The 25623-nt window shown below is 70.3% G+C and carries 21 protein-coding genes and 1 pseudogene; 16 read left to right on the top strand and 6 right to left on the bottom strand.

The genetic code is table 11. From position 1 onward, the window contains the following. Nucleotides 1–129 precede the first annotated feature (129 nt). Nucleotides 130–1611 carry an amino acid permease gene (locus OHO27_RS27500; RefSeq protein WP_328427647.1) on the top strand — a complete coding sequence of 494 codons (1482 nt, stop codon included), beginning with the start codon at nucleotides 130–132 and terminating at the stop codon, nucleotides 1609–1611. Nucleotides 1612–1722: 111 nt separating this feature from the next. On the opposite strand, the gene OHO27_RS27495 is transcribed toward OHO27_RS27500, so the two are convergent. Then, a complete protein-coding gene (locus OHO27_RS27495; protein WP_328427646.1) occupies nucleotides 1723–2571 on the bottom strand; it encodes a hypothetical protein in 849 nt (282 codons plus the stop codon). 1496 nt (nucleotides 2572–4067) lie between these two features. Beyond that, nucleotides 4068–4862, bottom strand: a pseudogene (locus OHO27_RS27490) (serine/threonine-protein kinase); the annotation flags it as partial. Nucleotides 4863–5103: 241 nt separating this feature from the next. Here OHO27_RS27490 and OHO27_RS27485 point away from each other — a divergent pair. Then, nucleotides 5104–5832, top strand: coding sequence for a hypothetical protein (locus tag OHO27_RS27485; RefSeq protein ID WP_328427645.1), 729 nt, complete (start codon nucleotides 5104–5106; stop codon nucleotides 5830–5832). A gap of 187 nt (nucleotides 5833–6019) precedes the next feature. Here OHO27_RS27485 and OHO27_RS27480 read toward each other — a convergent pair whose 3' ends face one another. Continuing rightward, the gene (locus tag OHO27_RS27480) at nucleotides 6020–6601 is read right to left on the bottom strand and encodes a biotin transporter BioY (RefSeq protein ID WP_328427644.1); all 582 of its coding nucleotides are present in this window, start codon (nucleotides 6599–6601) and stop codon (nucleotides 6020–6022) included. A 430-nt stretch (nucleotides 6602–7031) separates the two neighbouring features. On the opposite strand from OHO27_RS27480, the gene OHO27_RS27475 reads away from it, so the two are divergent. The 7 genes from OHO27_RS27475 (at nucleotide 7032) to OHO27_RS27445 (ending at nucleotide 15059) form a co-directional block, all read left to right on the top strand. Next, the gene (locus OHO27_RS27475; protein ID WP_328427643.1) at nucleotides 7032–8294 is read left to right on the top strand and encodes an ROK family transcriptional regulator; all 1263 of its coding nucleotides are present in this window, start codon (nucleotides 7032–7034) and stop codon (nucleotides 8292–8294) included. A gap of 210 nt (nucleotides 8295–8504) precedes the next feature. Then, nucleotides 8505–9572 carry an ABC transporter substrate-binding protein gene (locus OHO27_RS27470; RefSeq protein ID WP_328427642.1) on the top strand — a complete coding sequence of 356 codons (1068 nt, stop codon included), beginning with the start codon at nucleotides 8505–8507 and terminating at the stop codon, nucleotides 9570–9572. 5 nt (nucleotides 9573–9577) lie between these two features. Beyond that, nucleotides 9578–10417: an ABC transporter permease gene (locus tag OHO27_RS27465; protein WP_328427641.1), complete on the top strand. Its 840-nt coding sequence runs from the start codon at nucleotides 9578–9580 to the stop codon at nucleotides 10415–10417. After that, entirely contained in the window at nucleotides 10393–11109 is a 717-nt protein-coding gene (locus OHO27_RS27460) for an ABC transporter ATP-binding protein (RefSeq protein WP_328427640.1), read from the top strand. The genes OHO27_RS27465 and OHO27_RS27460 overlap by 25 nt, the downstream gene beginning before the upstream one ends. Nucleotides 11110–11285: 176 nt before the next feature. Further along, nucleotides 11286–12638 (top strand): LLM class flavin-dependent oxidoreductase, encoded by a 1353-nt coding sequence (locus OHO27_RS27455; protein ID WP_328427639.1) that lies wholly within the window; start codon nucleotides 11286–11288, stop codon nucleotides 12636–12638. Between the two features lie 11 nt (nucleotides 12639–12649). After that, on the top strand, nucleotides 12650–13543 hold the full coding sequence (locus OHO27_RS27450; protein WP_328427638.1) for a TauD/TfdA dioxygenase family protein: 894 nt from the start codon (nucleotides 12650–12652) through the stop codon (nucleotides 13541–13543). Nucleotides 13544–13664: 121 nt separating this feature from the next. Continuing rightward, complete coding sequence (locus OHO27_RS27445; protein WP_328427637.1) at nucleotides 13665–15059, top strand: amino acid permease; 1395 nt, start codon at nucleotides 13665–13667, stop codon at nucleotides 15057–15059. Between the two features lie 251 nt (nucleotides 15060–15310). On the opposite strand, the gene OHO27_RS27440 is transcribed toward OHO27_RS27445, so the two are convergent. Genes OHO27_RS27440 through OHO27_RS27430 form a run of 3 tightly spaced genes read right to left on the bottom strand, consistent with a single transcriptional unit; the run spans nucleotide 15311 to nucleotide 18264 of the window. Further along, nucleotides 15311–16090: an SAM-dependent methyltransferase gene (locus OHO27_RS27440; RefSeq protein ID WP_328427636.1), complete on the bottom strand. Its 780-nt coding sequence runs from the start codon at nucleotides 16088–16090 to the stop codon at nucleotides 15311–15313. A 12-nt stretch (nucleotides 16091–16102) separates the two neighbouring features. Next, the gene (locus OHO27_RS27435; protein WP_328430571.1) at nucleotides 16103–16744 is read right to left on the bottom strand and encodes a histidine phosphatase family protein; all 642 of its coding nucleotides are present in this window, start codon (nucleotides 16742–16744) and stop codon (nucleotides 16103–16105) included. Between the two features lie 56 nt (nucleotides 16745–16800). Beyond that, nucleotides 16801–18264, bottom strand: a complete 1464-nt coding sequence (locus OHO27_RS27430; RefSeq protein ID WP_328427635.1) for an FGGY-family carbohydrate kinase — start codon at nucleotides 18262–18264, stop codon at nucleotides 16801–16803. Nucleotides 18265–18454: 190 nt separating this feature from the next. On the opposite strand from OHO27_RS27430, the gene OHO27_RS27425 reads away from it, so the two are divergent. From OHO27_RS27425 to OHO27_RS27395, 7 genes are read left to right on the top strand one after another with little or no spacing between them, the layout of a single operon-like run. Next, on the top strand, nucleotides 18455–19876 hold the full coding sequence (locus tag OHO27_RS27425; RefSeq protein WP_328427634.1) for an ABC transporter substrate-binding protein: 1422 nt from the start codon (nucleotides 18455–18457) through the stop codon (nucleotides 19874–19876). Nucleotides 19877–19879: 3 nt separating this feature from the next. Further along, nucleotides 19880–20767 (top strand): carbohydrate ABC transporter permease, encoded by an 888-nt coding sequence (locus OHO27_RS27420; RefSeq protein ID WP_328427633.1) that lies wholly within the window; start codon nucleotides 19880–19882, stop codon nucleotides 20765–20767. Continuing rightward, a complete protein-coding gene (locus OHO27_RS27415; RefSeq protein ID WP_328427632.1) occupies nucleotides 20764–21612 on the top strand; it encodes a carbohydrate ABC transporter permease in 849 nt (282 codons plus the stop codon). Before OHO27_RS27420 ends, OHO27_RS27415 begins: the two co-directional genes overlap by 4 nt. Then, nucleotides 21609–22697, top strand: a complete 1089-nt coding sequence (locus tag OHO27_RS27410; RefSeq protein WP_328427631.1) for an ABC transporter ATP-binding protein — start codon at nucleotides 21609–21611, stop codon at nucleotides 22695–22697. Before OHO27_RS27415 ends, OHO27_RS27410 begins: the two co-directional genes overlap by 4 nt. Then, the gene (locus tag OHO27_RS27405) at nucleotides 22694–23521 is read left to right on the top strand and encodes a DeoR/GlpR family DNA-binding transcription regulator (RefSeq protein ID WP_328427630.1); all 828 of its coding nucleotides are present in this window, start codon (nucleotides 22694–22696) and stop codon (nucleotides 23519–23521) included. Before OHO27_RS27410 ends, OHO27_RS27405 begins: the two co-directional genes overlap by 4 nt. Then, nucleotides 23499–24590: an ABC transporter ATP-binding protein gene (locus OHO27_RS27400; RefSeq protein WP_328427629.1), complete on the top strand. Its 1092-nt coding sequence runs from the start codon at nucleotides 23499–23501 to the stop codon at nucleotides 24588–24590. Before OHO27_RS27405 ends, OHO27_RS27400 begins: the two co-directional genes overlap by 23 nt. Further along, entirely contained in the window at nucleotides 24587–25618 is a 1032-nt protein-coding gene (locus OHO27_RS27395) for a 2-hydroxyacid dehydrogenase (protein WP_328427628.1), read from the top strand. The genes OHO27_RS27400 and OHO27_RS27395 overlap by 4 nt, the downstream gene beginning before the upstream one ends. Nucleotides 25619–25623: the final 5 nt, after the last annotated feature.

Below are 25623 nucleotides of genomic sequence, written 5' to 3'. Positions count from 1 at the left end.
CCTCAAGTAACAATCCCAAATCAAAGGTTCCCGTATCCGTTCTCCTCCGATTCACTGGTCCGACTCGTACGCCTCATGCACCCCGCCAGTACGAGAACCGTTCACCACGGCGCAAAGGAAATCCGTTCCATGACTTCGCAGCCGACGCAGAAAACGGCCGGACCGGCCGAACCGGCCGCAGGCGGCCACGGCCTACAGGCCGGGCTCAAGAACCGCCACCTGTCCATGATCGCCATCGGCGGTGTCATCGGTGCCGGGCTCTTCGTAGGGTCCAGCTCCGGTATCGCCACCGCGGGCCCCGGCATCCTTCTCTCGTACGCCCTCGTCGGCACGCTCGTGGTGCTGGTGATGCGGATGCTCGGTGAGATGTCCGCGGCGAACCCGACCTCCGGATCGTTCTCCGCCCACGCCGACCGCGCGCTGGGCAGCTGGGCCGGCTTCTCCATCGGCTGGCTGTACTGGTTCTTCTGGGTGGTCGTGCTGGCGGTCGAGGCGACCGCCGGTGCGGTGATCCTGGAGGGCTGGATCCCGTCCGTCCCGCAGTGGGCCTGGGCCCTGATCGTGATGCTGGTGCTGACCGCCACCAACCTGGTCTCCGTCGGGTCGTACGGCGAGTTCGAGTTCTGGTTCGCCGGGATCAAGGTCGTCGCCATCGCCGCCTTCATCATCATCGGCGGGCTGGCCGTGTTCGGGCTGCTGCCCGGCGTCGACAGCGAGCAAGCCGGGCTGAGCAACCTCACCGAGCACGGCGGCTTCCTGCCGAACGGGCCCGGTGCCATCCTCACCGGTGTGCTGCTCGTCGTCTTCTCCTTCATGGGCAGCGAGATCGCCACCCTCGCCGCCGGTGAGTCCGAGAACCCGCAGCAGGCCGTCACCAAGGCCACCAACAGCATCATCTGGCGTGTCGCCGTCTTCTACCTCGGCTCGATCTTCGTCGTCGTGGCCCTGCTGCCCTGGGACAGCAAGTCCATCGCCGACGACGGCTCGTACGTCGCCGCGCTCAACTCCCTCGGCATCCCGCACGCCGGTCAGATCATGAACTTCATCGTGCTGACCTCGGTGCTGTCCTGTCTCAACTCCGGCCTCTACACCGCCTCCCGCATGGCCTTCTCCCTCGGCCAGCGCGGGGACGCGCCGAAGGCCTTCGCCCGCACCACCGGCAACGGCGTGCCGCGTACGGCGATCCTCGCGTCCGTCGCGTTCGGGTTCGTGGCCGTGTTCTTCAACTACAAGTTCCCGGACTCCGTCTTCCTCTTCCTGGTGAACTCCTCCGGTGCGGTCGCCCTGTTCGTCTGGCTGGCGATCTGCTTCTCGCAGCTGCGCATGCGGAAGATCATCAAGGCCGAGGCGCCGGAGAAGCTCGTCGTGAAGATGTGGCTGTACCCGTATCTGACCTGGGCCACGGCCGCGCTGATCGTGTTCATCCTCGGCTACATGCTCACCGACACCGAGCACGACGGCCGCAAGACCGTGCTGCTGTCGCTGCTGGTGGCCGCTCTCGTGCTGGCCGTCGCCTTCATCAAGCAGAAGGTGCGCGGCGGACACGGCCCCGCGAGCGTCGAGGCCGCCGCCGCGTCGGACGCGCCGCGCGACGAGGTCAAGACCGGCTGATCTCTGGCCCCTCGGCCTCGGGCTGAGAGTCGGGCTGGGAAAGAGGTCAAGAAAGAGGCCGAGGGGCCCTTGGGACGCTTGTGCGTTCCGGGGGCCCCTCGGCTTTTGTGCTCACAGCACGGTGAAGCTGTCCCTCACCTTCTCGTAGGTCTTCAGTGCCTGCTCTTCGATGTCCGGCTGGTACCAGGTGTTGATCTGGTACGACTTCCCGTCGACCGTGAAGCCCAGCAGGCGGGCGTGCCAAGGGAGATCGTCGAGGGTGAAGGTGTACTCCCAGACCACCGCCGGGTATCCGCGGAACGTCGTCCGCTCCAGGCGGATCTTCTGGTAGTCCCGGCCCTGTTGGGCGTTCTGCTCCGACTTCTGCCAGGAGTCCATCAGGTCGTCGCGGGCCAGGGACGACTTGGCGGCGAGTTCCTGCTTGGCGTCCGGGGACGTGTAGTGCACCTCCGACCCGGTCTTGACGTCCCGCTGCCAGCCCTCGGGAGGCGCCCACGCGAACCCGCCCGCCTCACGGCGCGAGCCGGGCGGCAGGCTCTGCGGCCTCGACGTGCCCTCCACCGTGGACGAGGGGCTGGTGCCCGGGGAGGACGCGGCCGAGGAGAGCGGCGACGGGGAGGAGCTTGCCTTGTCGTCCTCGGGCGAACCGGAGTTGGCCAGCAGGACGGCCGCTACGACGGCGCCGGCGGCGACGCTTGCGCCGGCGGCGACGAGAGTCGTACGGCGATGCCGCCCGCGTCGGCGTTCGGCCGGGACCGCGGGGCCGGGGAGTTCGCCGGGCGGCATGGCGGGTGAGGTGGGAGGCCTGGCGCTGTAGGGCCCCGAACCGGTGGGCCCGGCCCCCGGCCCCGGCGCCGGCGCCGGCCGCCGCTCGGTCACCGCTTCGGAGCGCACCAGGGAGACGCCGTTGCGGCGGGGCGCGGCGCTGCCGGGGTCACCGGCCGGGATGGGTGAGCGCACCTCGGAACTTCCCTGGGAGGCAAGCTCGGTGGAGGCGTTGGATGCGCGAGGGGCTCCGTCGCGCGGGGCGGGGTGGCGGTGGAGCGAGCAGAGGTGGCCGCTTCGGGTGCGGGTACCTCGGCCCCGGGTGTGGCCGGCACGCGAGCGGTCGGGGTGGGGGCGGGCGTGGGCGCGGCCGTGGGGTTCGGTGGCTGTGGCGGGATGGCGTCGCGTACGTCGTCCGGCTGCCGGGGATCAGGCGGGGCCGGGACGCGGGGGGCCTCCAGGTAGGCGGGGGTGGGCGATTCTCCTGGGAACTTCTGGCTCCAGGAGAGGTGGGGGGCCACCGATGCCGATGCCGATGCGGGGTAGTCGGGGGTGGCTGCCGCGGGGTCTGTGGCTGCGGCACGATCGGGCTCGGGTTGAGCCTCGGAGCGGGCAGGTTCAGGGTGCGGGTCGGGTATGGGTTCGGGTCCGCTGTGATGTACGGCGGCGGGGCTTCGTACAAGGGCAGGGCCTTGTGCCGAGTCGGGGCCGTGTACGGAGTCAGAGGGCCGTATGGGATCAGAGCCGAGTACGGAGTCAGAGGCCCGTGCGGGACCAGAGCCAAGTACGGAGTCAGAGGCCCGTGCGGGACCAGAGCCAAGTACGGAGTCAGAGGCCCGTGCGGGACCAGAGCCAAGTACGGAGTCGGAACCGCGTACAGGATCAGAGCCCCGCACAGAATCAGGGCCAAGTTCAGCGTCAGGGCCCCGTACGGATTCAGAGGCGCGTACGGAGTCAGGGCCCCGTACGAGGCCAGGGCCACGTACTGCTTCAGGCCCATGCGCTGCGTCCCGCTCGGGACCAGGACCCGGTTCAGGCCCGTCGCCGACCGCCGCGCCGGGTTCCGGCACGGACGTGCTCGGCGGGGCCGGTTCGGGTGCCGCACCAGGCGTGGGACCCGCAGTCCCCTCGCCCCACACTCCAGAGCCGGAGGCAGCCCCCGCGTCCAACGCGCCGGGATCGGGCGGGCTCTCCGCGTCCGAACCCCCGGGGCCCACAGCAGCCCCCGCGCGCGATCGCCCGGGACCGGCGCCAGACTCCGCCTCCAACTGCCCGGCATCGGCGGCAACCTCCGCGTCCCGCTCCCCGAGGCCAGACGCAGCCCCCGCGCGCGATCGCCCGGAGCCACCGTCAGACTCCGCCTCCCACCGCCCGGCGTCAGCGCCAGCCCCCGCATCCGACCGCCCGAGGCCAGACGCAGCCCCCGCGCGCGATCGCCCGGAGCCAACGTCAGACTCCGCCTCCCACCGCCCGGCATCGGCGGCAGCCGCAGCCTCCGACCGCCCGGCGTCAGCGCCAGCCCCCGCATCCGACCACCCGGCGTCAGCGCCAGCCCCCGCATCCAACCGCCCGGCGTCAGCGCCAGCCCCCGCGTCCGACCGCCCGGGGCCAGACGCAGGCTCCCCGCTCGATCGTGCGGGGCCCGCCATGGTCTCGGGCTCCCCGCCACCCGGCGCACCTGTGGCCGGCGCAGGGCCCACCACCGGCATCGTCGGTGTGGGCGCCGGGAACGCCACCGGCTGCAGGGCCGTTTCCAGGGTGTCCAGGCTGGGGCGGAGGGTCGGGTCCTTGTCCAGGAGGGCGGCGAGGACAGTGCGCAAGGGGCCTGCCGTGGGCGGGAGTTCGGGCTCCTCGTACAGGACCGCGTGCAGGGTCGCGAGGGTCGTGTCGCGGGAGAAGGGGGAGCGGCCGGCGAGGGCCGCGCACAGGGTGGCGCCCAGGGACCAGATGTCGGACGGTGGACCCTGGGGGCGGCCGGAGATGCGCTCGGGGGCCATGTAGTCGGGCGAACCGACCAGCATGCCGACCATGGTGAGCGCCTTCGCGTCCTGGATCGCCGCGATGCCGAAGTCCGTCAGGACCACCCGGCCCCGCCCGCGGGCCACCTCCGTCTCCACCAGGACGTTGCCCGGCTTGATGTCCCGGTGCAGCACCCCGCGGTCGTGGACCTGGCGCAGAGCCGCGAGCAGGCCGATGCCGATCCGGGCCGTCTCGCACGGGCCCAGCGGGCCCTCCTCCGCCATGATGCGTTCCAGGGAGCGGCCGGCCACCAACTCCATGACGATCCACAGGCGTTCGCCCTCGTCGACCACGTCGTAGACCCGTACGACGTTGGGGTGGTCGATCCTCGCCGTCGCCCGCGCCTCACGCAGGGTGCGTTCACGGCGTGTGCGCGTGTCCTCCGGATCGAGGCCGTCGATGCGCATTTCCTTGACGGCGACCAGACGATCGAGTATTTCGTCGACCGCTCGCCACACGCGCCCCATTCCCCCCTGGCCGATACTCTCGACCAGTCGATAGCGCCCCGTCACCAGTAAACCTGGAACCCCACCGCTCCTCGTATTTCCCATATTCCCCGGCAATCCACTGCACCCCCCTCGATGCCGCATCAGACATCCGCCATTGAAACACAATGGTCACACTTCAGGCCGTACCAGCATAGTGCGGAGAAATCTTGTGGTACCTCTTCAAGTACTGCGAATTCAGGCGCAGGCAAGGGGGACGAACATGAGTTCTCGTCGCACGACAGCCATCGCGGGATCGCTGGTCGCGACATCTTTCTCGGCAGTGATGATCCTTTCCTTCACTGCCAGTGCGGATGACCAGGGACCCGGGAGCAGCAAGGGGGGAAAGGTCATCGACGAGGCACCGGCGGGGGTGAAGCTCACCACCGAACTGCCCGAGGAAATCTCGGTGAACAACAGTTCGCAGGAAACGGAGATCACTGCCACCGTCAAGAACGAAGGGACCAAGGAAAGCGGAAAGATCCAGCTTTTGGTCGTCGGGTTCGACGGCCTGACGGTCAAGAATGTCGAGGGCTGTTCGGCGATCGACAAAAACAATCTTCCGGAGGGCTCGAACAGCGGTTTCGCCTGCCCCGTCGACAATCTCCCCGCCGGTGAGTCGAAGTCGTATGCCGTGGACGCGACGTACGACCTCGACAAGGAGGGCAAGATCTGCCTCCCCGTCCAGACCGGTGACGGCAAGAAGACGTACTGGCAGCAGGGCCCGGTGCCGTTCGGTACGACGAACCCGTCACCGGACGCTCCGGCCACCCCGCTGCTGCTCGGCACCGACAACAAGCCGGTCGCTCCGGGCGCCGACGAGCTGCCCAAGACCGGCCTCGGCCGGGATGTCCTGCCGTTGGGCGCGGTCGGCGCGACGCTGATCGCGGCGGGCGCGGCCGGGCTGTGGTGGTCTCAACTGAGGCGGCCGCGGCGGCCGCAGGAGGGCTGAGCCGAGGGGCTCTGTCCGACACAGAGACGGGCTCTGTACGACGTAGAAACGGGCCCTGCCCGACGTAGAAACGGGCCCTGCCCGACGTAGAAACGGGCCCTGCCCGACGTAGAAGCGCGCAAAAGCACGAAGAGGCTCGCCGGATGCGGTACTTACCCGGCGAGCCTCTTCCGCTAGAACTGCGGCGTCAGCGGTTGGCGAACTTCCAGGCGGTGGGCAGCGCGCCCATCGCGAGGGCCGCCTTGAGGGCGTCGCCGATCAGGAACGGGGTGAGTCCGGCCGCGATCGCGGCGGTCGCCGACATGCCGGTGGCGAGGGCCAGGTAGGGGACGCCGACGACGTAGATGATCGCCTCGCCCAGCAGCATGGCGCCCGCGGTGCGCAGGGCGGTGCGGTCCGCGCCACGGCGGGCCAGGGCACCGACGACCGTCGACGCGAGGATCATGCCGAGGATGTAGCCGAAGGACGGGGCCGCGGCGCCGGAGGTGCCCTCCGCGAACCACGGCACACCGGCGATGCCCGCCAGCGCGTACAGCGCGAGGGAGAGGAAGCCGCGACCGGCACCGAGGGCCGTGCCGACCAGCAGCACCGCGAGGGTCTGGCCGGTCACCGGCACCGGGGAGCCCGGCACGGGCACGGCGACCTGGGCCGCGAGGCCGGTGAACACGGCGCCACCGACGACGAGCGCGATGTCGCGGACGCGGGAGGCCGGGAGCAGGTCGGCGAGGACCTGTCCGGGGCGGGCGGGGGCGGCGGCAGCGGTGCTCATGGGGACTCCGCGAGGTGAGGGCAGTACGGGACGCTGTGACGCTATCCCAGCGTGTGCATGCCCATCACCGTCAGTGGTCGACAAAGGCCGGATCACGGGGTTGGTGGGCTCCGGACAAAGGATGGGGGTTACACCGGGTACGAGGTGACGCCGGTCACTGAGGCGGGGACGTCCAGCTCACAGGCCGGTCCGCCGTCCCGCCCGTCGGTCGGGCTGTCTCGCCCGTCGGTCGCCGTCTGGGCAGGGGTGGGCCGTTTTGCTAACTTCGAGCGCATGGTCGCCCAGTCCCGGAACTTCTCGTCGCGTCGCCACGTCGACCTGCGACGCGTGGGCGCGGCCGCCTGTCGCCGTCCGGGGTGAGTCGGCCCGTCGGTTCGACTCGCCCGCATCAGACGGCGCAGTGTCGGACCGGCTCCCGAGGAAGTTCCCCATGCCCCGTATCGCGGCACCCACCCTTTCGACCTCGACTTCGACTTCGACTTCGACTGCAACCTCGACTTCGAGCTCGACCTCCCGTACGTCTCCGATCCCCCGTGTCTCCGATCGCGACCGGCGCCGTACCAGCGCCAGTGTCATCCTGCGGTCCGTCCTTGAGCACGGGCCGGTGGCGCGCAGCACCATCGCCCGGCTGACCGGCCTGTCACCGGCCTCGGTGACCGAGCACTGCGCCCGCCTCACCGAGCTCGGGTTCGTCCGGGAGGCCGCGGCGCCCCGGCGGTCCGGGGGCGTCGGCCGACCGCACGTACCCATCGACCTGGACGACTCGCGATTCGTCGTGGGCGGGGTGCATGTGGCGGTGCCGTACACCACCGTGGCGCTGCTCGATCTGCGTGGACGGGTCGTCGCCGAACGGGAGTTGAAGCACTCGGGTGCCACCGATCCGTACGCCGTCCTGGCCCGCGCCGCCGACGGGCTCGCCGCGCTGCTGGACGCGGCGCCGGGCATTCGGCCGCTCGGCGTCGGCTTCGCCGCGGGCGGCTGGGTGGACCGGGACTCCGGGACCGTCGTCGAGCACCCGATGCTGGGCTGGCGCGAGGTGCCGGTGCGGGAGGTGCTCGGCGCGCACACCGGGCTGGCGGTCCATGTGGACGGGCACGCGCGGGCGTTGGTGAACGCGGAGCGCCTCTTCGGGCGGGCGCGCGGTAGCCGGAGCGTGCTGCATCTGTTCGTCGGCAATGTGGTCGACGCGGCGTTCGCCACGAACGACGAGGTGCACCACGGCCCCCGCTCCCAGGCCGGCGCCATCGCCCATCTGCCGGTGCCGGGCGGTACGGAGACCTGCGACTGCGGGTGGGTCGGCTGCCTCCAGGTCGAGCTGAGCGAGCGGACGTTGTGCCGGCGGGCGCGGGTGGCGGGCGTCATCGACGGGGCGAACCCGACGCATGTCGTGCGCGCGGCGGCGGTCGGGGATCCGGTGGCGGTACGGCTGTTGACCGACCGGGCGCGGATGACCGGCCGGGCGGTGGGGCTGCTGCAGGACGTGCTCAACCCGGAGACCGTCGTCGTCACCGAGATCGGCCTCCTGAGCCGGGAGGACTGTCTCGGCGCGCTGCGCGAAGCGGCCGGGACGGAGCGGGCGGCGGCGGTCGTGCCGACGAGTTTCGCGGATTCCGTCCTTGCCGTGGCGGGTGGCTCGGTGGCGCTGGACGTGCTCTACCGGGATCCGTTGGGCGCGTCACCTGAGGCTATTTAATTCAGAAACTCGGAATATTGACAGGGACCGTCGATGACCAGGAACATCCTGCTCATGAGCCCGTTCGTGAGCTGTCGCACCCACTGTTGCTGACACGTTGCCGCGTGTGAAGCGCTCATTTCCTCGTGCGTGAATTCCCTTTCTCCGGCTTCTCCTGCCCGGAATTCCGCATGCTTTCTTGCTCTTTTCTCTCACTCACGGAGTCCTGCCATGTCCTCTTCTCCTGTGCCGGGTGTCGACCGACGGTTCTTCCTCACCTCCCTGCTCAGCGCCGCGGCGGGCGTCGCCGGACTCGGCGGCTGCGCCGACAGCAGCGCGGCCGCCGACAACGAGGGCGCCTCGACCGCCCCACTGGCCAAGAACGTGCCCGCCGGCACGAGCCTGAAGATCGCCTCGTACCAGAACACCCAGCAACTCCAGTTCAGACTGGCCAGGTTGGGCGATCCGCCCTTCACGGTCAGCAACTGGCTGAACATCGGCGCCGGCCCCGATGTCATCAACGCCTTTCGGGCCAAGTCCCTGGACCTCGCCAACAACGCGGGGATCCCCCCGATCCAGGCGTACTACCAGGGCTTCGACGCGAAGATCGTGGCGATCAACATCACCCGTAAGCCCAACTACCTCTTCGCCACCAAGCCCGGCAGCGACATCCGGTCGGTCGACGACTTCAAGGGCAAGCGGCTCGCCTTCTCGCAGGGCCAGGCGCAGGGCGTCGTCCTGCTCCGCGCGCTGAAGAAGGCCGGGCTGACGTACGACGATGTGGAGCTGGTCTCGCTGACCAGCAACCAGTTCCTCACGGCCCTGCAGTCCGGGCAGGTCGACATCGCCCCGCTCGGCAACACCCAGGCCCCCGCCTATCTGGCGCAGTACGAGACCAAAGGCGCCCGCATCATCACCACCGACGTCGTCGACCTGCTCAACCTGCTGTGGGCGCCGGTCCCGGTGCTGAACGACCCCGCGAGGGCGGCGGCGATCGCCGCGTACATCCCGTACTGGGCCAAGGGCCAGGTGTGGGCGTACGAGCACCCCGACGTCTGGAACCGGGAGTTCTACGTCAAGACGCAGAACCTGACCCTCCCCCAGGCCGAGGCCATCACCGAGCTCGCCAACAAGCCCTTGTACCCGCCGCGTTGGGACGAGGCCATCAAGTGGGAGCAGGAGACCGCGGATCTGCTCGCGGAAGGCGGCTTCGTGAAGAAGTTCGACGTCGGCGAGCTCTTCGACCACCGCTTCGAGGGCATCGCCGCGAAGTCCGTACCGGCCGAGTACCGGAAGTGACCGCCATGACCACGACCACCCTGCACAAGGCCACCGTCGTCGTCGCCGACGAGCGGCCCCGCAAACGCCGCCGCGGCCTCGCCCCCGGCAAACGCCTGCCCGCCGCCCGGCTCGCCGGGCCCGTGCTGGTGCTCGCCCTGTGGGCCGTCGCGTCCGCCGCCGAGGCGCTCGACCCCGCGGCGATTCCCGCACCCTGGACGGTGGTGGAGACCGGCGCCCGGCTGTGGACCGACGGGACCCTGATCACCGACATCCTCACCTCGTTGCAGCGGGCCGCGTCCGGCTTCGTGATCGGTCTGACCGCCGGCGTCGTGCTGGCCCTTGCCTCCGGGCTCACCCGCTCCGGAGAGGCGCTGATCGACGGGACGGTCAATCTCAACCGGGCCATCCCGACCCTCGGTCTGATCCCGCTGTTCATCCTCTGGCTGGGCATCGGCGAGACCTTCAAGATCGCGATCATCGCCATCGTCGTCTACATCCCGATCTACCTCAACACGCACGCCGCCCTGTCCGGTATCGACAACCGGTTCGTCGAGCTCGCCGAGGTGCAGGGCCTGTCGAAGCTGCGCTTCATCCGGGAGATCGTCGTGCCCGGCGCGCTGCCCGGGTTCTTCGTGGGACTCCGGCTCGGCGTGACCGGCTCCTGGCTGGGCCTGGTGGTCCTGGAGCAGATCAACGCCACCAGCGGCCTCGGCTACATGATGTTCCAGGCCACGAACTACGGCCAGTCGGACGTCATCCTCGTCGGCCTGGTCGTCTACGGCATCTTCGGCCTCGCCTCGGACAGCACGGTCCGCCTCATCGAACGGAGGGTGCTGTCGTGGCGCCGCACACTGAGCAGCTGATCCGCCCCGCCGTCCAACTCCGCTCACTGACCCGCTCGTTCGACCAACGTGTCGTGCTCGACGGCATCGACCTGGACATCCCCGCCGGCCAGTTCGTGGCCCTGTTGGGGCACAGCGGCTCCGGCAAGAGCACCCTGCTGCGAGCGGTCGCCGGTCTCGACCACGAGGTCACCGGCAGCGGACAGCTCACCGCCCCGGACCGGGTGTCGGTCGTCTTCCAGGACTCCCGGCTGCTGCCCTGGCGGCGTGTCCTCGCCAACGTCCTCCTCGGGCTCGACGGCAGGGAGGCGGAGCAGCAGGGCCGCGAGGCCCTCGCCGAGGTCGGGCTGGCAGGCCGGGAGGGCGCCTGGCCCAACGAGCTGTCCGGCGGCGAGCAGCAGCGTGCGGCACTGGCCCGCTCGCTCGTGCGCGAGCCCGAACTCCTGCTGGCCGACGAGCCGTTCGGAGCGCTGGACGCGTTGACCCGCATCAGGATGCATGCCCTGCTCAGGGAGCTGTGGGAGCGGCATCGCCCCTCGGTGCTGCTGGTCACGCACGACGTGGACGAGGCGATCGTGCTCGCGGACCGGGTGCTCGTGCTGGAGCGGGGGCGTATCGGGCTCGACCTGACCATCGATCGCGATGCGGAGGCGCGCGGCGGGTATCGGTTGCGGCTGCTTGCGGCGCTGGGCGTGACGGAGGGCGTCAGGTGACCGCCGGTTGCCGCCCTCCAGGGGCTCTGCCCCTTCGACCCCGGTCCCTGGGGGCTGCCGCCCCCAGACCCCCGCTGTCGGCCTGAACGGCCTCGTCCTCAAACGCCGGACGGGCTGACTTTGCCTGGACCGGCGCTCGTAAGGCATCCCCGACTGTCCACAACGAAGGACACTGCATGCCCCGCCACCTCCACCTCAACGCCTTCCTCATGAACACCGGCCACCACGAGGCCTCCTGGCGGCTCCCCGAGAGCGACCCGTACGCGCACGTGGACCTGGCCCACTACGTCAACCTGGGCCGCGTCGCCGAACGCGGCACCTTCGACTCCCTGTTCCTCGCCGACGGCCCCCAGCTGTGGAACAACCTCGCCCAGCGCCCCGCCGGTGCCCTGGAGCCGCTCACCCTGCTCACCGCGCTGGCGACGGCCACCGAGCACATCGGGCTCATCGCCACCGCCTCCACCTCCTACAACTCCCCCTACAACCTGGCCCGCAAGCTCGCCTCGCTCGACACCATCAGCGGCGGCCGGGCGGGCTGGAACATCGTCACCACAGCGGGAGCGGAGGCCGCCCGGAACTTCGGGCTGGACGCGGAGCCAGCGCACGCCGAGCGGTACGCGCGGGCCGCCGAGTTCCTGGACGTCGCCCTGAAACTCTGGGACAGCTGGGAGGACGACGCGATCGTCGCCGACAAGGCGGCCGGCGTGTGGGGCGACGACGCCAAGATCCATCCGCCCCGGCACAGCGGGACGTACTTCAGTGTCCAGGGAGCCCTCAATGTGCCGCGTACGCCGCAGGGTTACCCGCTGCTCGTACAGGCCGGGTCGAGCGAGGACGGCAAGGGCTTCGCCGCCCGGTACGCGGAGGCCGTGTTCACCGCGCAGCAGACGATCGAGGACGCGCGTGCCTTCTACGCCGACCTCAAGGCACGTACGGCGGCGGCCGGACGCCACCCTGAGCACATCAAGGTGCTGCCCGGCATCGTCCCGGTGATCGGCTCGACGGAGGCCGAGGCCCGCGAGGCCGAGCAGGTCCTGGAGGACCACATCGTGCACACGCACGGGGTGGGCCGGCTGGAGAGCCTGCTGCACCTGCCGTCCGGCGCACTGGAGCTGGACTCCGAACTCCCCGCCGATCTGCCGCCCGAGGACGCCATCGAGGGCGCCAAGAGCCGCTACACGCTCGTGGTGGAGCTGGCTCGGCGCGAGCGGCTCACCGTGCGGCAGCTGATCGGGCGGCTCGGCGGCGGCCGGGGACACCTCACGTTCGCAGGTACGCCCGAGCAGGTCGCCGACGCCATCGAGACCTGGTTCACGCGGGGCGCCGCCGACGGCTTCAACATCATGCCGCCGGTCCTGCCCTCCGGCCTGGAGGCCTTCGTCGACCACGTCGTCCCGATCCTGCGCGCCCGCGGTCTGCTCCGCACGGAGTACGGCCAGCGCCGGACCCTGCGCGAGCGCTACGGCCTCCCGCGCCCCGCCAACCAGTACGTCAGTGCCCCCGCAACCGGCACCCCCGCCCTCGTCTGAAAGGACCGCACATGTCCATCGAGATCCAGAAGGTCACCGCCGACATCGGCGCCCGCGTCTTCGGCGTCGACATCTCCCGGCCCCTCGGCGACGAGACGGTCGCCGCTCTGCGCGAGGCCCTCACCGCCCACAAGGCGCTCGTCTTCGACGACGTGAACCTCGACGACGAGACCCAGCAGTCCTTCGTCCGCCACTTCGGCGACGTCACCACCGCCCACCCGACGGTCTCCTCCGTCTCCGGCGTCCCGAACGTGCTGCCCGTCGACAGCGAGCGCGGCCGTGCCGCCAACCACTGGCACACGGACGTCACCTTCGTCCTCAACCCGCCGCAGGCCACCACCCTGCGCAGCATCACGATCCCGTCGTACGGCGGTGAGACCCTGATCGCCAGCTCGGCGGCCGCCTACCGGCAGCTGCCCGAGCCGCTGCGGAAGCTGGCCGACTCCCTGTGGGCGGAGCACACCAACGACTACGACTACGCCGTGCCGGACGAGGACGTCGACGACCAGCAGGCAGCCCAACGGGCCGAGTTCACGTCGATCAGGTACCGCACGGTCCACCCGGTCGTCCGCGTCCATCCGCTGTCGGGGGAGCGCGGCCTGTTCATCGGCGGGTTCGCACAGCGGATCGTGGGCCTCTCGCCGGGCGAGTCCCGCAGGATCCTCGACCTGCTCCAGGCGTACGTCACCCGGCCGGAGAACATCCTTCGCCACCGCTGGTCCGAGAACCAGCTGGTCGTCTTCGACAACCGCATCACCCAGCACTACGCCGTCGACAACTACGACGGGCTGCCGCGCCGCCTGCACCGGGTGACCTTGGCCGGTGACGTGCCCGTCGGCATCGAGGGCAAGGAGAGCTACTCGATCGAGGGGGACGCGTCGCACTACACACCCGTCGCCGCGTAGTCGGCACATTACAGTCGGTGCGGGAAGTGTCCGCATAGTGGGCAGCCTCTCCTCCTCAGCGGAGAGGCCGCCCAGACTGTGGGCGTTTTTGCCCACCTTCTGCATTGGACGAGCCGCGCCCATGCCCAACAGCACCACGGAGACGCCCCCGAAGGCGGACGACGTCTCCCCCGGACTGAATCACGGCCTCAAGCAGCGCCACCTGTCGATGATCGCCCTCGGCGGTGTCATCGGCGCGGGCCTGTTCGTCGGGTCCGGCGCCGGTATCGCCGCCGCCGGTCCCTCGATCGTCATCGCCTACGTCATCTCCGGCCTCCTCGTGATGCTGGTGATGCGGATGCTCGGCGAGATGTCGGCCGCCCACCCCTCTTCCGGCTCCTTCTCCGCGCACGCCGAGCGGGCGATCGGCCCGTGGGCCGGCTTCACGGCCGGCTGGTCGTTCTGGGTGCTGCTCTGCACGGCCGTCGGCCTGGAGGGCATCGGCGCCGCGAAGATCGTCACGACCTGGCTTCCGCACACGCCGGAGTGGGCCTGGGTGGCCCTCTTCATGGTCGTCTTCTGCGGTGCGAACCTCGCCGCCGTGAAGAACTTCGGCGAGTTCGAGTTCTGGTTCGCGGCGCTGAAGGTCGGCGCGATCGCGCTGTTCCTGGTGCTCGGCGGGCTGGCGATCGCGGGTGTCCTGCCGGGCACGGACGCGCCCGGCACCGCGCACCTCACCGGTGAGGGCGGATTCCTCCCGAACGGCACAGAGGGCCTGATCATCGGCCTATTGGCGTCGGTCTTCGCCTACGGCGGCATGGAGACGGTCACCATCGCCGCGGCCGAGTCGGAGAACCCGGTCAGCGGCGTCGCGAGCGCGGTCCGCACGGCGATGTGGCGCATCGCCCTGTTCTACATCGGCTCCATGGCCGTCGTCGTCACCCTCGTCCCCTGGGACTCCAAGGAGGTCGTCGAGAAGGGCCCGTACGTCGCCACCCTCGACCACCTCGGCATCCCCGGCGCCGGCCAGCTGATGAACGTCGTGGTCCTGGTCGCCCTGCTGAGCGCCATGAACGCCAACATCTACGGCTCCTCGCGCATCGCGTACTCGCTCGTCCAGCGCGGGCAGGGACCGAAGACCCTGGGCCGGGTGTCAGGCGGCGTCCCGCGCGTCGCGGTCCTCGCGTCCTCGGTGTTCGGCTTCGTATGCGTGGTGCTGAGCTACTGGCGGCCGGACGACGTCTTCCCCTGGCTGCTGAACATGATCGGCGCGGTCATCCTGGTCGTCTGGATCTTCATCGCCGTCTCCCAGCTGCGGCTGCGCCGCCGGCTTGAGCGCGAGGCGCCGGAGAAGCTGGTCGTGCGGATGTGGGCGTTCCCGGTCCTGACCTGGGTCGCGCTGGCCGGCATGGCAGCCATCTTCGTCCTCATGGCCCGGGAGCCGGACACACGCGTGCAGCTGTACTCGACGGGCGGGATGACGCTGTTCCTGGCGGTCGTCGGGTACGCGTGGCAGAAGGTGCGCGCCAAGGGCTGACGCATCCCGTACGGCTGTCCGACGACAGTCCGGCGGCAGTCCGACAACAGTCCGGCGGCATCAAGGCCCCCGTGTCATCCACACGGGGGCCTTTTGCTGTTTGCTTGTTGTTGCAAGCTACTTGCAACAAGGCGTCCTGCCTCGTGATCGTCTTCTCACCCTTCACGAACGGCAGGCGGAATGAAGGAAGCCCCCGCGAGGACCTGACTCGCGGGGGCTTCTCATTGTCGGGGGCCGGGCAGGCGTCAGGGCTAGGGCTTGCGGCCCAGTCCGCCGTGCTGGCCGATCGGCTGCGGCTCCTCGCCGGCCGGCTCCGGGTGCCAGAGCGGGACGGAGACGATGCCGGGCTCGACGAGGTCCAGGCCCTCGAAGTACGCGGTGATCTGGTCGACCGGACGCAGGAAGTACGGGACGGCACCGGTCTCGTTGTAGGCGTCCTGGGCCTGCTCGTAGGCCGGGTCGGTGCCCCGGGAGCCCTCGTTGAGGGAGAGGTAGCTGCCGGAGGGCAGGCCCGCCAGGAGGCCGCGGACGATGCCGCGGGCCTGCTCGTAGTCCGTGACGTGACCGAGGATGCCGCTGAGGATCAGGGCCGTGGGGCGGGAGAGGTCGAGGGTGCGGGACGCCGCCTCGAGGATCTTCTCCGGCTCGTACAGGCTCAGGTCCTCGTACGCCGTCACACCCTCGGGCGTCGAGGTGAGCAGGGCACGGGCGTGGGCCAGGACCAACGGGTCGTTGTCGACGTAGACGATCTTCGACTCGGGGGCGAGGCTCTGGGCGACCTCGTGCGTGTTGTCGACGGTGGGCAGGCCCGTGCCGACGTCGAGGAACTGGCGTACGCCCGCCTCCGTGACCAGGTACCGGATGGTGCGGCCCAGGAAGGCACGGCTGCTGCGGGCGATGGTGACGATGCCGGGGTACACGGCGGTGTAGGCGTCGCCGGCCGCCTCGTCCACGGGGTAGTTGTCCTTGCCGCCCAGCCAGAGGTTCCAGATCCTGGCCGAGTGCGGTACCGAGGTGTCGATCTCCGTCATGGGCACATGGTCCTACGGGACGTCCGGCTCGCACGGCACATTGAGGGAGAGAAGTGCCGCGGAACCGTCGGTTTTCATGTGGAGTTCGCTGATCGCCACGTTGCGCAACTTCGGGAACACTCTGCGGTATTCCCCCGCCGGGATCGACAGCAGGGTGCACAGCACCAGCCGGAACAGGGTGTTGTGGGCGACGACGAGGACGCGTTCGCCGGGGTGGGCGACGGCGATGCGGCGCAGGGCGGCGGCACCGCGCTCGGCGGCGGCGACGGGGTTCTCCGCATCCGGGAACGGGTGGGCCACCGGGTCGGCGCGGAAGGCCTCCGCCGCGTCGGGATCCTCGGCGGCGAACTGAGCGAGCGTACGGCCCTCCAGTACGCCGAAGTCGCATTCGCGCAGGCCGGGTTCGCGGTGCGGGGTGATGCCGAGGGCCCGGCAGGCGGGGTCGGCGGTGGCCACGGCACGGGACAGCGGCGAGGTCCAGATCGCGTCGACCGGGTGGGCGGCGGCCCAGCGGCCCAGTGCCTCGGCCTGGGCGCGTCCCGTGTCGGTGAGGGGCACGTCGCTGACCCCGGCGTAGCGGTTCTCGGCATGCCAGATCGTCTGTCCGTGCCGGACCAGCAACAGCGTCGTACTCGTGCCCAGCTCCGTGCCCATGCCCATGCCCATGCCTGTTCCCTTGCCTCTGCCCTTGCCCGCTGCCGCGCCCGTGCTCATGAAGCCGAAGTATCCGCGTCCAGGCGCGCGAGCGCGTGCGCCGCGACCGGGGGCGGGAGCCAGCCCCGGGCGGTCAGTTCGTCGATCAGGTGCGCGTACGGCTCGGCGAAGCGGGCGGTGCGGTCGGGGCGGGGTTCGACCGTCGCGCCGATGCGGACCATGCCCTCCGCGGCCTGCGCCAGACCGGGCGCCGCGCCCGCTCCGTACGCCGCCAGCGCGGCCATCCCCAGGGCCGGTTCCGTCTGCTGCGGTACGCGGGCCGGACGGCCCAGGACGTCGGCGCGCAGCTGGTTCCAGTACGGGCTGCGGGCGGCGCCGCCCGTGAAGGTGAGGGGGCCGTCGAGCGGTGCGCCGAGGTGGTGCAGATAGTCCAGGCACAGGCGTTCCGTGAAGGCGACGCCCTGCAGGAGCGCGGCCCACAGGTCGGCGTCCGACTCGGGTTCGCCCAGGATGAGCGCGGAGGCCTTCGGGGCCAGGAACGGGAACCGCTCGCCGGGTGACACGAGGGGGTAGGTGATCGCGCCGGACGGCTCGTAGGCGGCGGCCAGCGCGTCCATGGCCGCCGGGTCGGCGCCCGCGAACGCCGCCGTGAGCACACCCGCGCCCACACTGGAGGCGCCGCCCGGCAGCCAACTCCCGTCCGGTGCACGGTGGTTGTAGACCACGCCGGTGGGGTCCCGGACCAGGGTCGGGGACGCGCCCTTGAGGACCAGCGTGGTACCGAGCACCGAGTTCCAGGAGCCGGGGCGCAGGGCGGCGGAGGCGATCTGGGCCGCGCAGCCGTCGGTCATCCCCGCGATGACGGGGGTGCCTGCGGGGATGCCGGTGGCCTCGGCGGCGGCCGGGGAGACCTCACCCAGGGGGGAGCCGGGGCGTACGACGTCCGGGATCACCGCGTCGGGCAGGCCCAGCCGGGGCAGCATGGCCGGCCAGGCGTCCCGCTCCAGGTCGTAGCCGGTCTTCAGGGCGTGGCTGGAGTCGGCCGGGGGCAGCTCGCCGGTGAGCAGGGAGACGACCAGGTCCGGCTGATGGGCGACCCGCCCCTGCCCGTACGTCTCGGTCAGCCACAGCGCCTTCGGCAGCGCCCAGGTGTCCTGCACCTTGAGCCCCGCCATCCGCGCCCGCGCCGCCTGAGCCGTCGCCCGCCCGTCGTCGTACATCAGCGCGGGGCTCGTCGGCCGCCCCGCCCCGTCCGTCAGCAGCACGGTCCCGGACGTCCCGCACACCGCGAGCCCGCCGATCCGCACCCCCCGCAGAGAACCGAGCGCGGCCCGGGACGCCGTACACACCGCGTCCCACCACTCCCCCGGATCCTGCTCGTGCCGTACCCCGTCCCGCCGCCCGCCGAGGGGCGCGGAGCCGCTGCCGAGCACGGTGCCGTCCCCGGTGACCAGCAGGACCCGGACGCTCTGGGTGCCGAGATCGATGCCGAGCCACGTGTCGTCCTGATCATGCGTCATACGGGGTTGTTCGTGTGCCATACCGGACCTCCCGCACATCTCGATCCGTGAACTTCACACTCTGCCCTGAGATTTTCCCTTGCGCGAGGGATTGACGCCCAACTTCCGCCGTTCCACCCTCTGTTAACGAGTCGACTCGCCGTGTTAACCACCAGCACCCGGATGGCCCAACCCCACGTGGAGGTCACGGATGGACATGCACGTGCACGACCGCCGGCGCTTCCTCGCCCTGACCGCCGCGGCCGCAGCGACCCCGCTGCTCGCGGCCTGCGGGGCCGGGTTCGGCGGTGACGACAGCAAGAGCGACGGCTCGGCGGCGGACGACGTCACCGGCTCCTTCGACTGGAAGCGGGAGAAGGGCACGACCGTCAAGGCGCTGCTCAACAAGCACCCGTACACGGACGCGCTCATCGCCGACCTGAAGTCCTTCACCGAGAAGACCGGCATCAAGGTCGAGTACGACGTCTTCCCCGAGGACAACTACTTCGACAAGCTCACCGTCGACCTGTCCAGCGGCCGGGCCTCGTACGACGTCTTCATGCTCGGCGCGTACATGGTCTGGCAGTACGGGCCGCCCGGCTGGCTGGAGGACCTCGGCCCCTGGATGCGCAACTCGTCGGCGACCGGCGCCGAATGGGACCAGGCCGACTTCTTCCCGAACCTCCTCCAGGCCGACCAGTGGTCCCTGAAGGCCGGCGCACCGCTCGGGCAGGGCGGGCAGTACGCGCTGCCGTGGGGCTGGGAGACCAACGTCGTCGCCTACAACACGGACGTCTTCAAGAAGCTCGGCCTCAAGCCCGCCGAGACCTTCGACGAGCTGCGCGAGATCGCCGGGACGATCAAGCGGAAGGCGCCGGGCGCGGGCTTCGACGGCATGTACGGCATCGCCGTCCGCGGGTCCCGGAGCTGGGCCACGATCCACCCGGGCTTCATGACGATGTACGCCCGCAACGGGCTCAAGGACTTCACGGTCCAGGGCGGGAAGCTCACACCGGCCATGAACACCCCGCAGGCCGTCGCGTTCACCGAGGACTGGGCCGGCATGGTCAAGCAGGGCGGGCCGCCGTCCTGGACGTCGTACACCTGGTACCAGTGCTCCAGCGACCTCGGCGCGAAGAAGGCCGGGATGCTGTTCGACGCGGACACGGCCGCCTACTTCCAGGCGGTCGAGGGGGCGAGCCCGGCCTCCGGGAAGATCGCCTTCCACCCCGGCCCGAAGGGACCGGACGGGTCGCTGGCCACCAACATGTGGATCTGGTCGCTCGGTATGAACGCCAAGAGCAAGAAGAAGAGCGCCAGTTGGCTGTTCCTGCAGTGGGCGACCGGCAAGGAGCACCTGCGCAAGAGCGCGATCACGCACAACCACATCGACCCGGTGCGCAAGTCGATCGCCGACGACAGCGCCTACAAGGACAAGATGCGGCACCTGCCGGGCTTCCTCGAGACCTTCGAGACCGTCGTCGACCAGACGAAGATCCAGTTCACCCCGCAGGCGCAGTTCTTCGACGCGACCACCAGCTGGGCCTCCGCCCTCCAGGAGATCTACGGCGGCCAGGGCGCCAAGGGTGTCCTCGACGGGCTGGCGGGCGACCTCGCCGACAAGGTGGGCTAGCCGATGGGATGGCGGCTCGCCCTTCGCCCGTACGTCCTGATCGTCCCCGCCCTGCTGCTGACCTGCGGAATCCTCTACCCCTTCGGGCTCGGCCTCTACTACACCCTGTTCGACTTCTCGGCGAGCAAGCCCCAGCCGGACATGGTGCGGTTCGAGAACTACGAGACCGTCTTCACGCAGGAGGCCTTCTGGAACTCGGCGTGGGTGACGGTGCTGTACGCGGTGGGGGCCGCCGCCGTCGAGACGGTCCTCGGGGTCGCCGTCGCCCTGCTGCTGCACCGGTCGTCGATGGTCGGAAGGGTGCTGGAGAAGATCCTCATCCTGCCGTTGATGATCGCGCCGGTGATCGCGGCGATCATCTGGAAGCTGATGCTCCAGCCGTCGGTGGGGGTGATCAACTACCTGCTGAGACCCTTCGGGCTCGGCGGAGTCCAGTGGACGGACACGCCGACCGGCGCCCTGCTGTCGTCGATCGCCGTGGACGTCTGGGTCTACACCCCGTTCGTCGCGATCCTCGCCCTGGCCGGCCTGCGTTCACTGCCGGCCTCTCCCTTCGAGGCGGCGGCCGTCGACGGGGCGGGCTGGTGGTACACCTTCCGGCGGCTGACGCTGCCGATGCTGTGGCCGTACGTCCTGGTGGCGGTGATCTTCCGGTTCATGGACTCGCTGAAGGTGTTCGACATCATCTACGCCCTCACGGAGGGCGGGCCGGGCGACTCGACCGTCGTGCTCCAGATCAGGGCATATCTGGAGGCGATCCGCTTCCAGCGGTACTCCTTCGGGATCAGCTACACGATCGTGCTGTGGGCCGTGGTGTATCTCGCCGCGATGGTGCTGGTGAAGCACCTGGGGAAGATCCAGCGGAAGGCGGCGGAGGTGGCCGCGAAATGAAACGTACGGACCAAGTGACCCGGCAGAAGCGCCTGTTGGGCTGGGCGGCCGACGCCGCGCTCATCCTCTACTTCGTCTTCGCGCTGTTCCCGATCGCCTGGATGGTGATCCTGTCGCTGAAGCCGACGAACCAGCTCTTCTCCACGTACTTCTCGTTCTCCCCCACACTCGACGGCTACCGCACGGTCCTCGGCGACAGCGAGGGCATCCCGTTCGTGCGGTTCTTCGTCAACAGCCTGGTGGTGTCGGTGGGAGCGGTCGTGCTGTCGCTCCTGGTCGGACTGCCGGCCGCGTACGCCTCGGCACGCTGGCGTTTCAAGGGCTCGGAGAACCTGATGTTCACGCTGCTGTCGTTCCGGTTCGCACCCGAACTCACCGTGATCATCCCGCTGTTCGTGCTCTACCAGAAGCTCGGGCTGTTCGACACGTACGTCGGCATGGTGTGGGTGCTCCAGCTGGTCACGCTGCCGCTGATCGTGTGGATCATGCGGTCGTACTTCGCCGACCTCACGCCCGAGCTGGAGCAGGCGGCGCTGCTGGACGGCTACACACGCAAGCAGGCCTTCGTGAGGGTGGCGCTCCCGCTGGTGAAGCCGGGAGTGGCGGCCGTGTCCCTGCTCGCCTTCATCTTCGCGTGGAACAACTTCGTCTTCCCGCTGATCCTGACCTCCAACGAGGCGCAGACCGTGACCGTGGGCGCGCTGTCCTTCCTCGGCGGGGACCGGCCCAAGTACAACCTCACGGCCGCCGCCGCGCTCGTCTCCGTCGTACCGCCACTGCTGCTGGCCCTCACCATCCAGCGGTATCTGGTGCGGGGGCTGTCGTTCGGGGCGGTGAAGTCGTGATCCGCCTGAGGGAGATCCGGAAGACGTTCGGCAAGGTCACAGCGCTGGACGGGCTGGAACTGGACGTGCCCGAGGGCGAGTTCTTCTGTCTGCTCGGCCCGTCCGGCGCCGGCAAGACCACGACCCTGAAGACCGTCGCCGGGCTGGAGACGCCCGACGCCGGCACGGTCGAACTCGACGGCAAGGACATGCGCGGCATCGAGCCCTACGACCGTGGCGTGGCGATGTGCTTCGAGAGCTACGCCCTCTACCCGCACAAGTCCGCCCACGACAATCTCGCCTCGCCGCTCCGTTCCCCCCGGCACCGCCTCCCCGCTGCGCAGGCTCGGGAACGGATCGGCGAGGTGGCCGAACTCCTCGGCATTTCAGCCCTGTTGGACCGTCCCGTCGGGCAACTCTCCAACGGTCAGCGACAGCGCGTCGCCCTCGGCCGGGTCCTGGTCCGCCCGGCCCGGGCCTTCCTCCTCGACGAGCCCCTGTCCCACCTCGACGCCAAGCTGCGCCAGCAGATGCGGGCCGAGCTCAAGGCGATCGGGGCGGTACGGCGCACGACCACCCTCTATGTCACCCACGACTCCGTCGAGGCACTGGCGCTCGGCGACCGGATCGGGGTCATCCGGGGCGGGCGGATCGTGCAGACGGGGACGCGGGAGGAGATCTGGTACCGGCCCCACGACACGGAGGTCGCGCGGGCCTTCGGCAGGCCACGCATCAATCTGGTGCCGGGGACCGTGACGCCCGACGGCGGTTTCCGTTCGCCGGACGGCAAGGTCGAGCTGCCGATCCGGGCCGGGGCGGCTCCCGCCACGGAGGTGCTGATCGGCGTCCGGCCCCGCGATCTCACCCTCGGCGGGGGTCTCGGACACGAACTCACCGGCACGGTCTACGTCACGGAGGTGCTCGGCCGGTCCATCGAGGTCACCGTCCGGCTCGGCGAGCAGCACGTGTCGCTGGTCGCCCCGCGCGGCGACGCGGCCGGCCTTCGACCCGACGATCCGGTCCGGCTGTCGGTCCGGCCTGAGAACCTGCTGCTGTTCGAGGCCGACCGGCCGGAGCGACCAGGACGACGGATCGAGACACCATGAGCAGCAACCACAGCAGCGGTCAGCAGGGCCCCGCGGCCCGGCAGTCCGCCATGGCCGAGCAGGTCCTCGCCGACGGTTCGGCGACGGCCGCCGAGCTGGCCGAGCGGTTCGGCGTCAGCCTGATGACGATCCACCGGGACCTCGACGAGCTCGAACGGCAGGGAATCGTAAGGAAGTCGAGGGGCGGGGTGACCGCGCAGCCGTCCGGTGTCTTCGAGTCCAACGTCCAGTACCGGCTGAAGACCATGCGCGCGCAGAAGGCCGCCGTGGCCGACCGTGCCCTGAAGCTGATCGAGCCGGGCATGGCGATCATGCTGGACGACTCCACCTCCACCCTGGAGATAGCCCGCAGACTGCGGCTCGGCGAGGTGACCCCGCTGACGGTCGTGACCAACTTCCTGGAAGCCATCAACCTCCTCTCCGACCAGCGCGGCATCCACCTCATGGCCCTGGGCGGCGACTACGACCCGCTGCACTCGTCGTTCCTCGGCGTGTCCTGCGTCGAGGCGATCGAGCAGCTGCGCGTGGACGTCTGCTTCGCGTCGACGTCGGCCGTGCGCGGGGGTTACGCCTACCACCAGGAGCAGCACATCGTGTCGGTGAAGCGGGCCATGCTCGACGCGGCCGCCCGCAACATCCTGCTGATCGACCACACCAAGCTCGCCCGCGTCGCCCTGCACCGGGTGGTCCCCCTCTCCCGCTTCGATCTGCTCCTCGTGGACGACGGGGCGTCGGCGGAGGCGCTGCGGGACCTGGACGAGCACAAGGTCCGTTACGAGGTTTGCGCGACGAAGGGCAGCGATGACCGAGCTGGAGCTACGTGATCTGCGCAAGACCTACCGCGCACGGGGCCGCCCGGCGGTGGACGCCGTACGCGGCATCGACCTCGCCCTGCGTTCCGGGGAACTGCTCGGCCTCCTGGGCCCGTCGGGCTGCGGAAAGTCCACCACCCTGCGCATGATCGCCGGGCTGGAGACGGTGACCGGCGGGGACATCCTGGTCGGCGGGGCCTCCGTGACCGCGCGCCCGGCCCAGCAGCGCAACATCGGCGTCGCGTTCGAGAACTACGCCCTCTACCCACCGCTGACGGTGGCGCAGAACCTGGCGTTCGGCCTGAGGGCACGCAGACGGGCCGACCGGGTCGACCGTGCCGACGTCGACCGCAAGGTCAAGGAGATCGCCGCACGCGTCGACCTCACCGCCATCCTCGACGCCCACCCGGCCGGCCTGTCCAGCGGCCAGAAGCAACGCGTGTCCCTGGCCCGGGCCCTGATCCGCGAACCGGACGTCCTCCTCCTCGACGAGCCCCTCTCCCACCTCGACGCCGCCCAGCGCGACACGACCCGCCGCGAACTCAAGCGCATCCAGCGCGACCTGGGCCATACGACCATCCTGGTCACCCACGACCAGGAGGAGGCCCTGTCGCTGGCCGACCGGATCGCCGTGATGAAGGACGGCGTCATCCAGCAGCTCGGCACCCCGTACGAGATCTACGACAGCCCGGCCAACGTCTTCGTCGCGGACTTCGTCGGCGAACCCGCGATCAACCTCCTCCGCGGCGTCGCGGACACCGACGCCCACGCCCGCCTCTCCGACACGGTACGGATCGCGCTGCCGGTGCCGGTGCCAAAGGGCCGGGAGGTGACGGTCGGCATCCGCCCGGAGGACCTGACCCTGACCGGCGAGGACGACGGCCTGCCCGCCCGCGTCGTGGCCCACGAACCGCTCCTGGAGTCGGGCATCGCGACGCTCACCCTCGACGGCCTCGACACCCCCCTGGTCGTCCTCACCGACCCCGAGGTCCGCCTCGCCCACGACGACCGCGTCCACGTCACCGCCGACCCTCACCTCACCCATGTCTTCGACGCCGAGACAGGAGACTCCCTCCGATGACCAACGGGAACATCGTGCGTGTGGTGGCCGCGGGCGACCACTTCATCCTGCCGTCGCTGATCAGAGAGGCGGTGGAGCACGAGGCAGAGCGGACGACCGTGAAGGAACTGACCCTCGGCTGGCCGCTGGACCCCTTCGGTCCCGTGGCGGAGGTGACGGAGGCGAGCGACGCCGAGGACGAGCTGATCGAGGCGCTCGTCGGTGCACAGGTGCTGGTCACCCAGATGGGCCCGGTCACGGAACGCGTCCTCGACGCCTGCCCCGGCCTCCGCCTGGTCGTCGTCTGCCGGGGCGGCCCGGTGAACGTCAATCTGGACGCGGCCAAGCGGCACGACGTCCGGGTCTGCTACGCGCCCGGCCGCAACGCCGCCGCCACCGCCGAGTTCACGGTCGGTCTGATGCTGGCGGCCCTGCGCCGCATTCCACAGGCCCACGACCTTCTTGCCCGGCAGGGCAGTTGGGAGGGGGCCACCTACTACACGTACGAGCACAGCGGCCTGGAACTGGAGGACCTGCCGGTCGGCCTGGTCGGCTACGGGGCCGTGGGCAGCAGGGTGGCGCGCGTGCTGGGCGCGTTCGGTGCACGGGTCATGGTGCACGACCCCTACGTCCACGGCGAGATCCACGGCCTGCGGGTCGCGTCCCTGGACGAACTCCTGCGCGCCTCCCGGGTGATCACCCTCCACGCCCGTCTCACCACCGAGACCCGAGGCCTGATCGGCGCCCGCGAACTCGCCCTGCTGCCGCAGGGTGCGGTGGTCGTCAACGCGGCCCGCGGCCCACTGCTGGACGAGGACGCCCTGTGCACCGCTCTGGAGAACGGCCACCTGTCGGCGGCGGCCCTGGACACGTACGCCCAGGAGCCGTTGCCCCCGGCCTCACGCCTGCACGCCCTCACCGACCGCGTCGTACTCACTCCCCACCTGGGCGGGGCGTCCCGCGCGGTCGCGGAGAAGGCGGCCCGGATCGCCGCCGACGAGGTGGGCCGCTGGGTGCGCGGGGAGCCCCTCGCGCACTGCCTGACCTGAGGATC

The sequence above is a fragment of the Streptomyces sp. NBC_00443 genome, assembly GCF_036014175.1.
Classification (GTDB): domain Bacteria; phylum Actinomycetota; class Actinomycetes; order Streptomycetales; family Streptomycetaceae; genus Streptomyces.
Note: the sequence above shows the minus strand (reverse complement) of the source record. Positions and strands in the feature narration are given on the sequence as shown.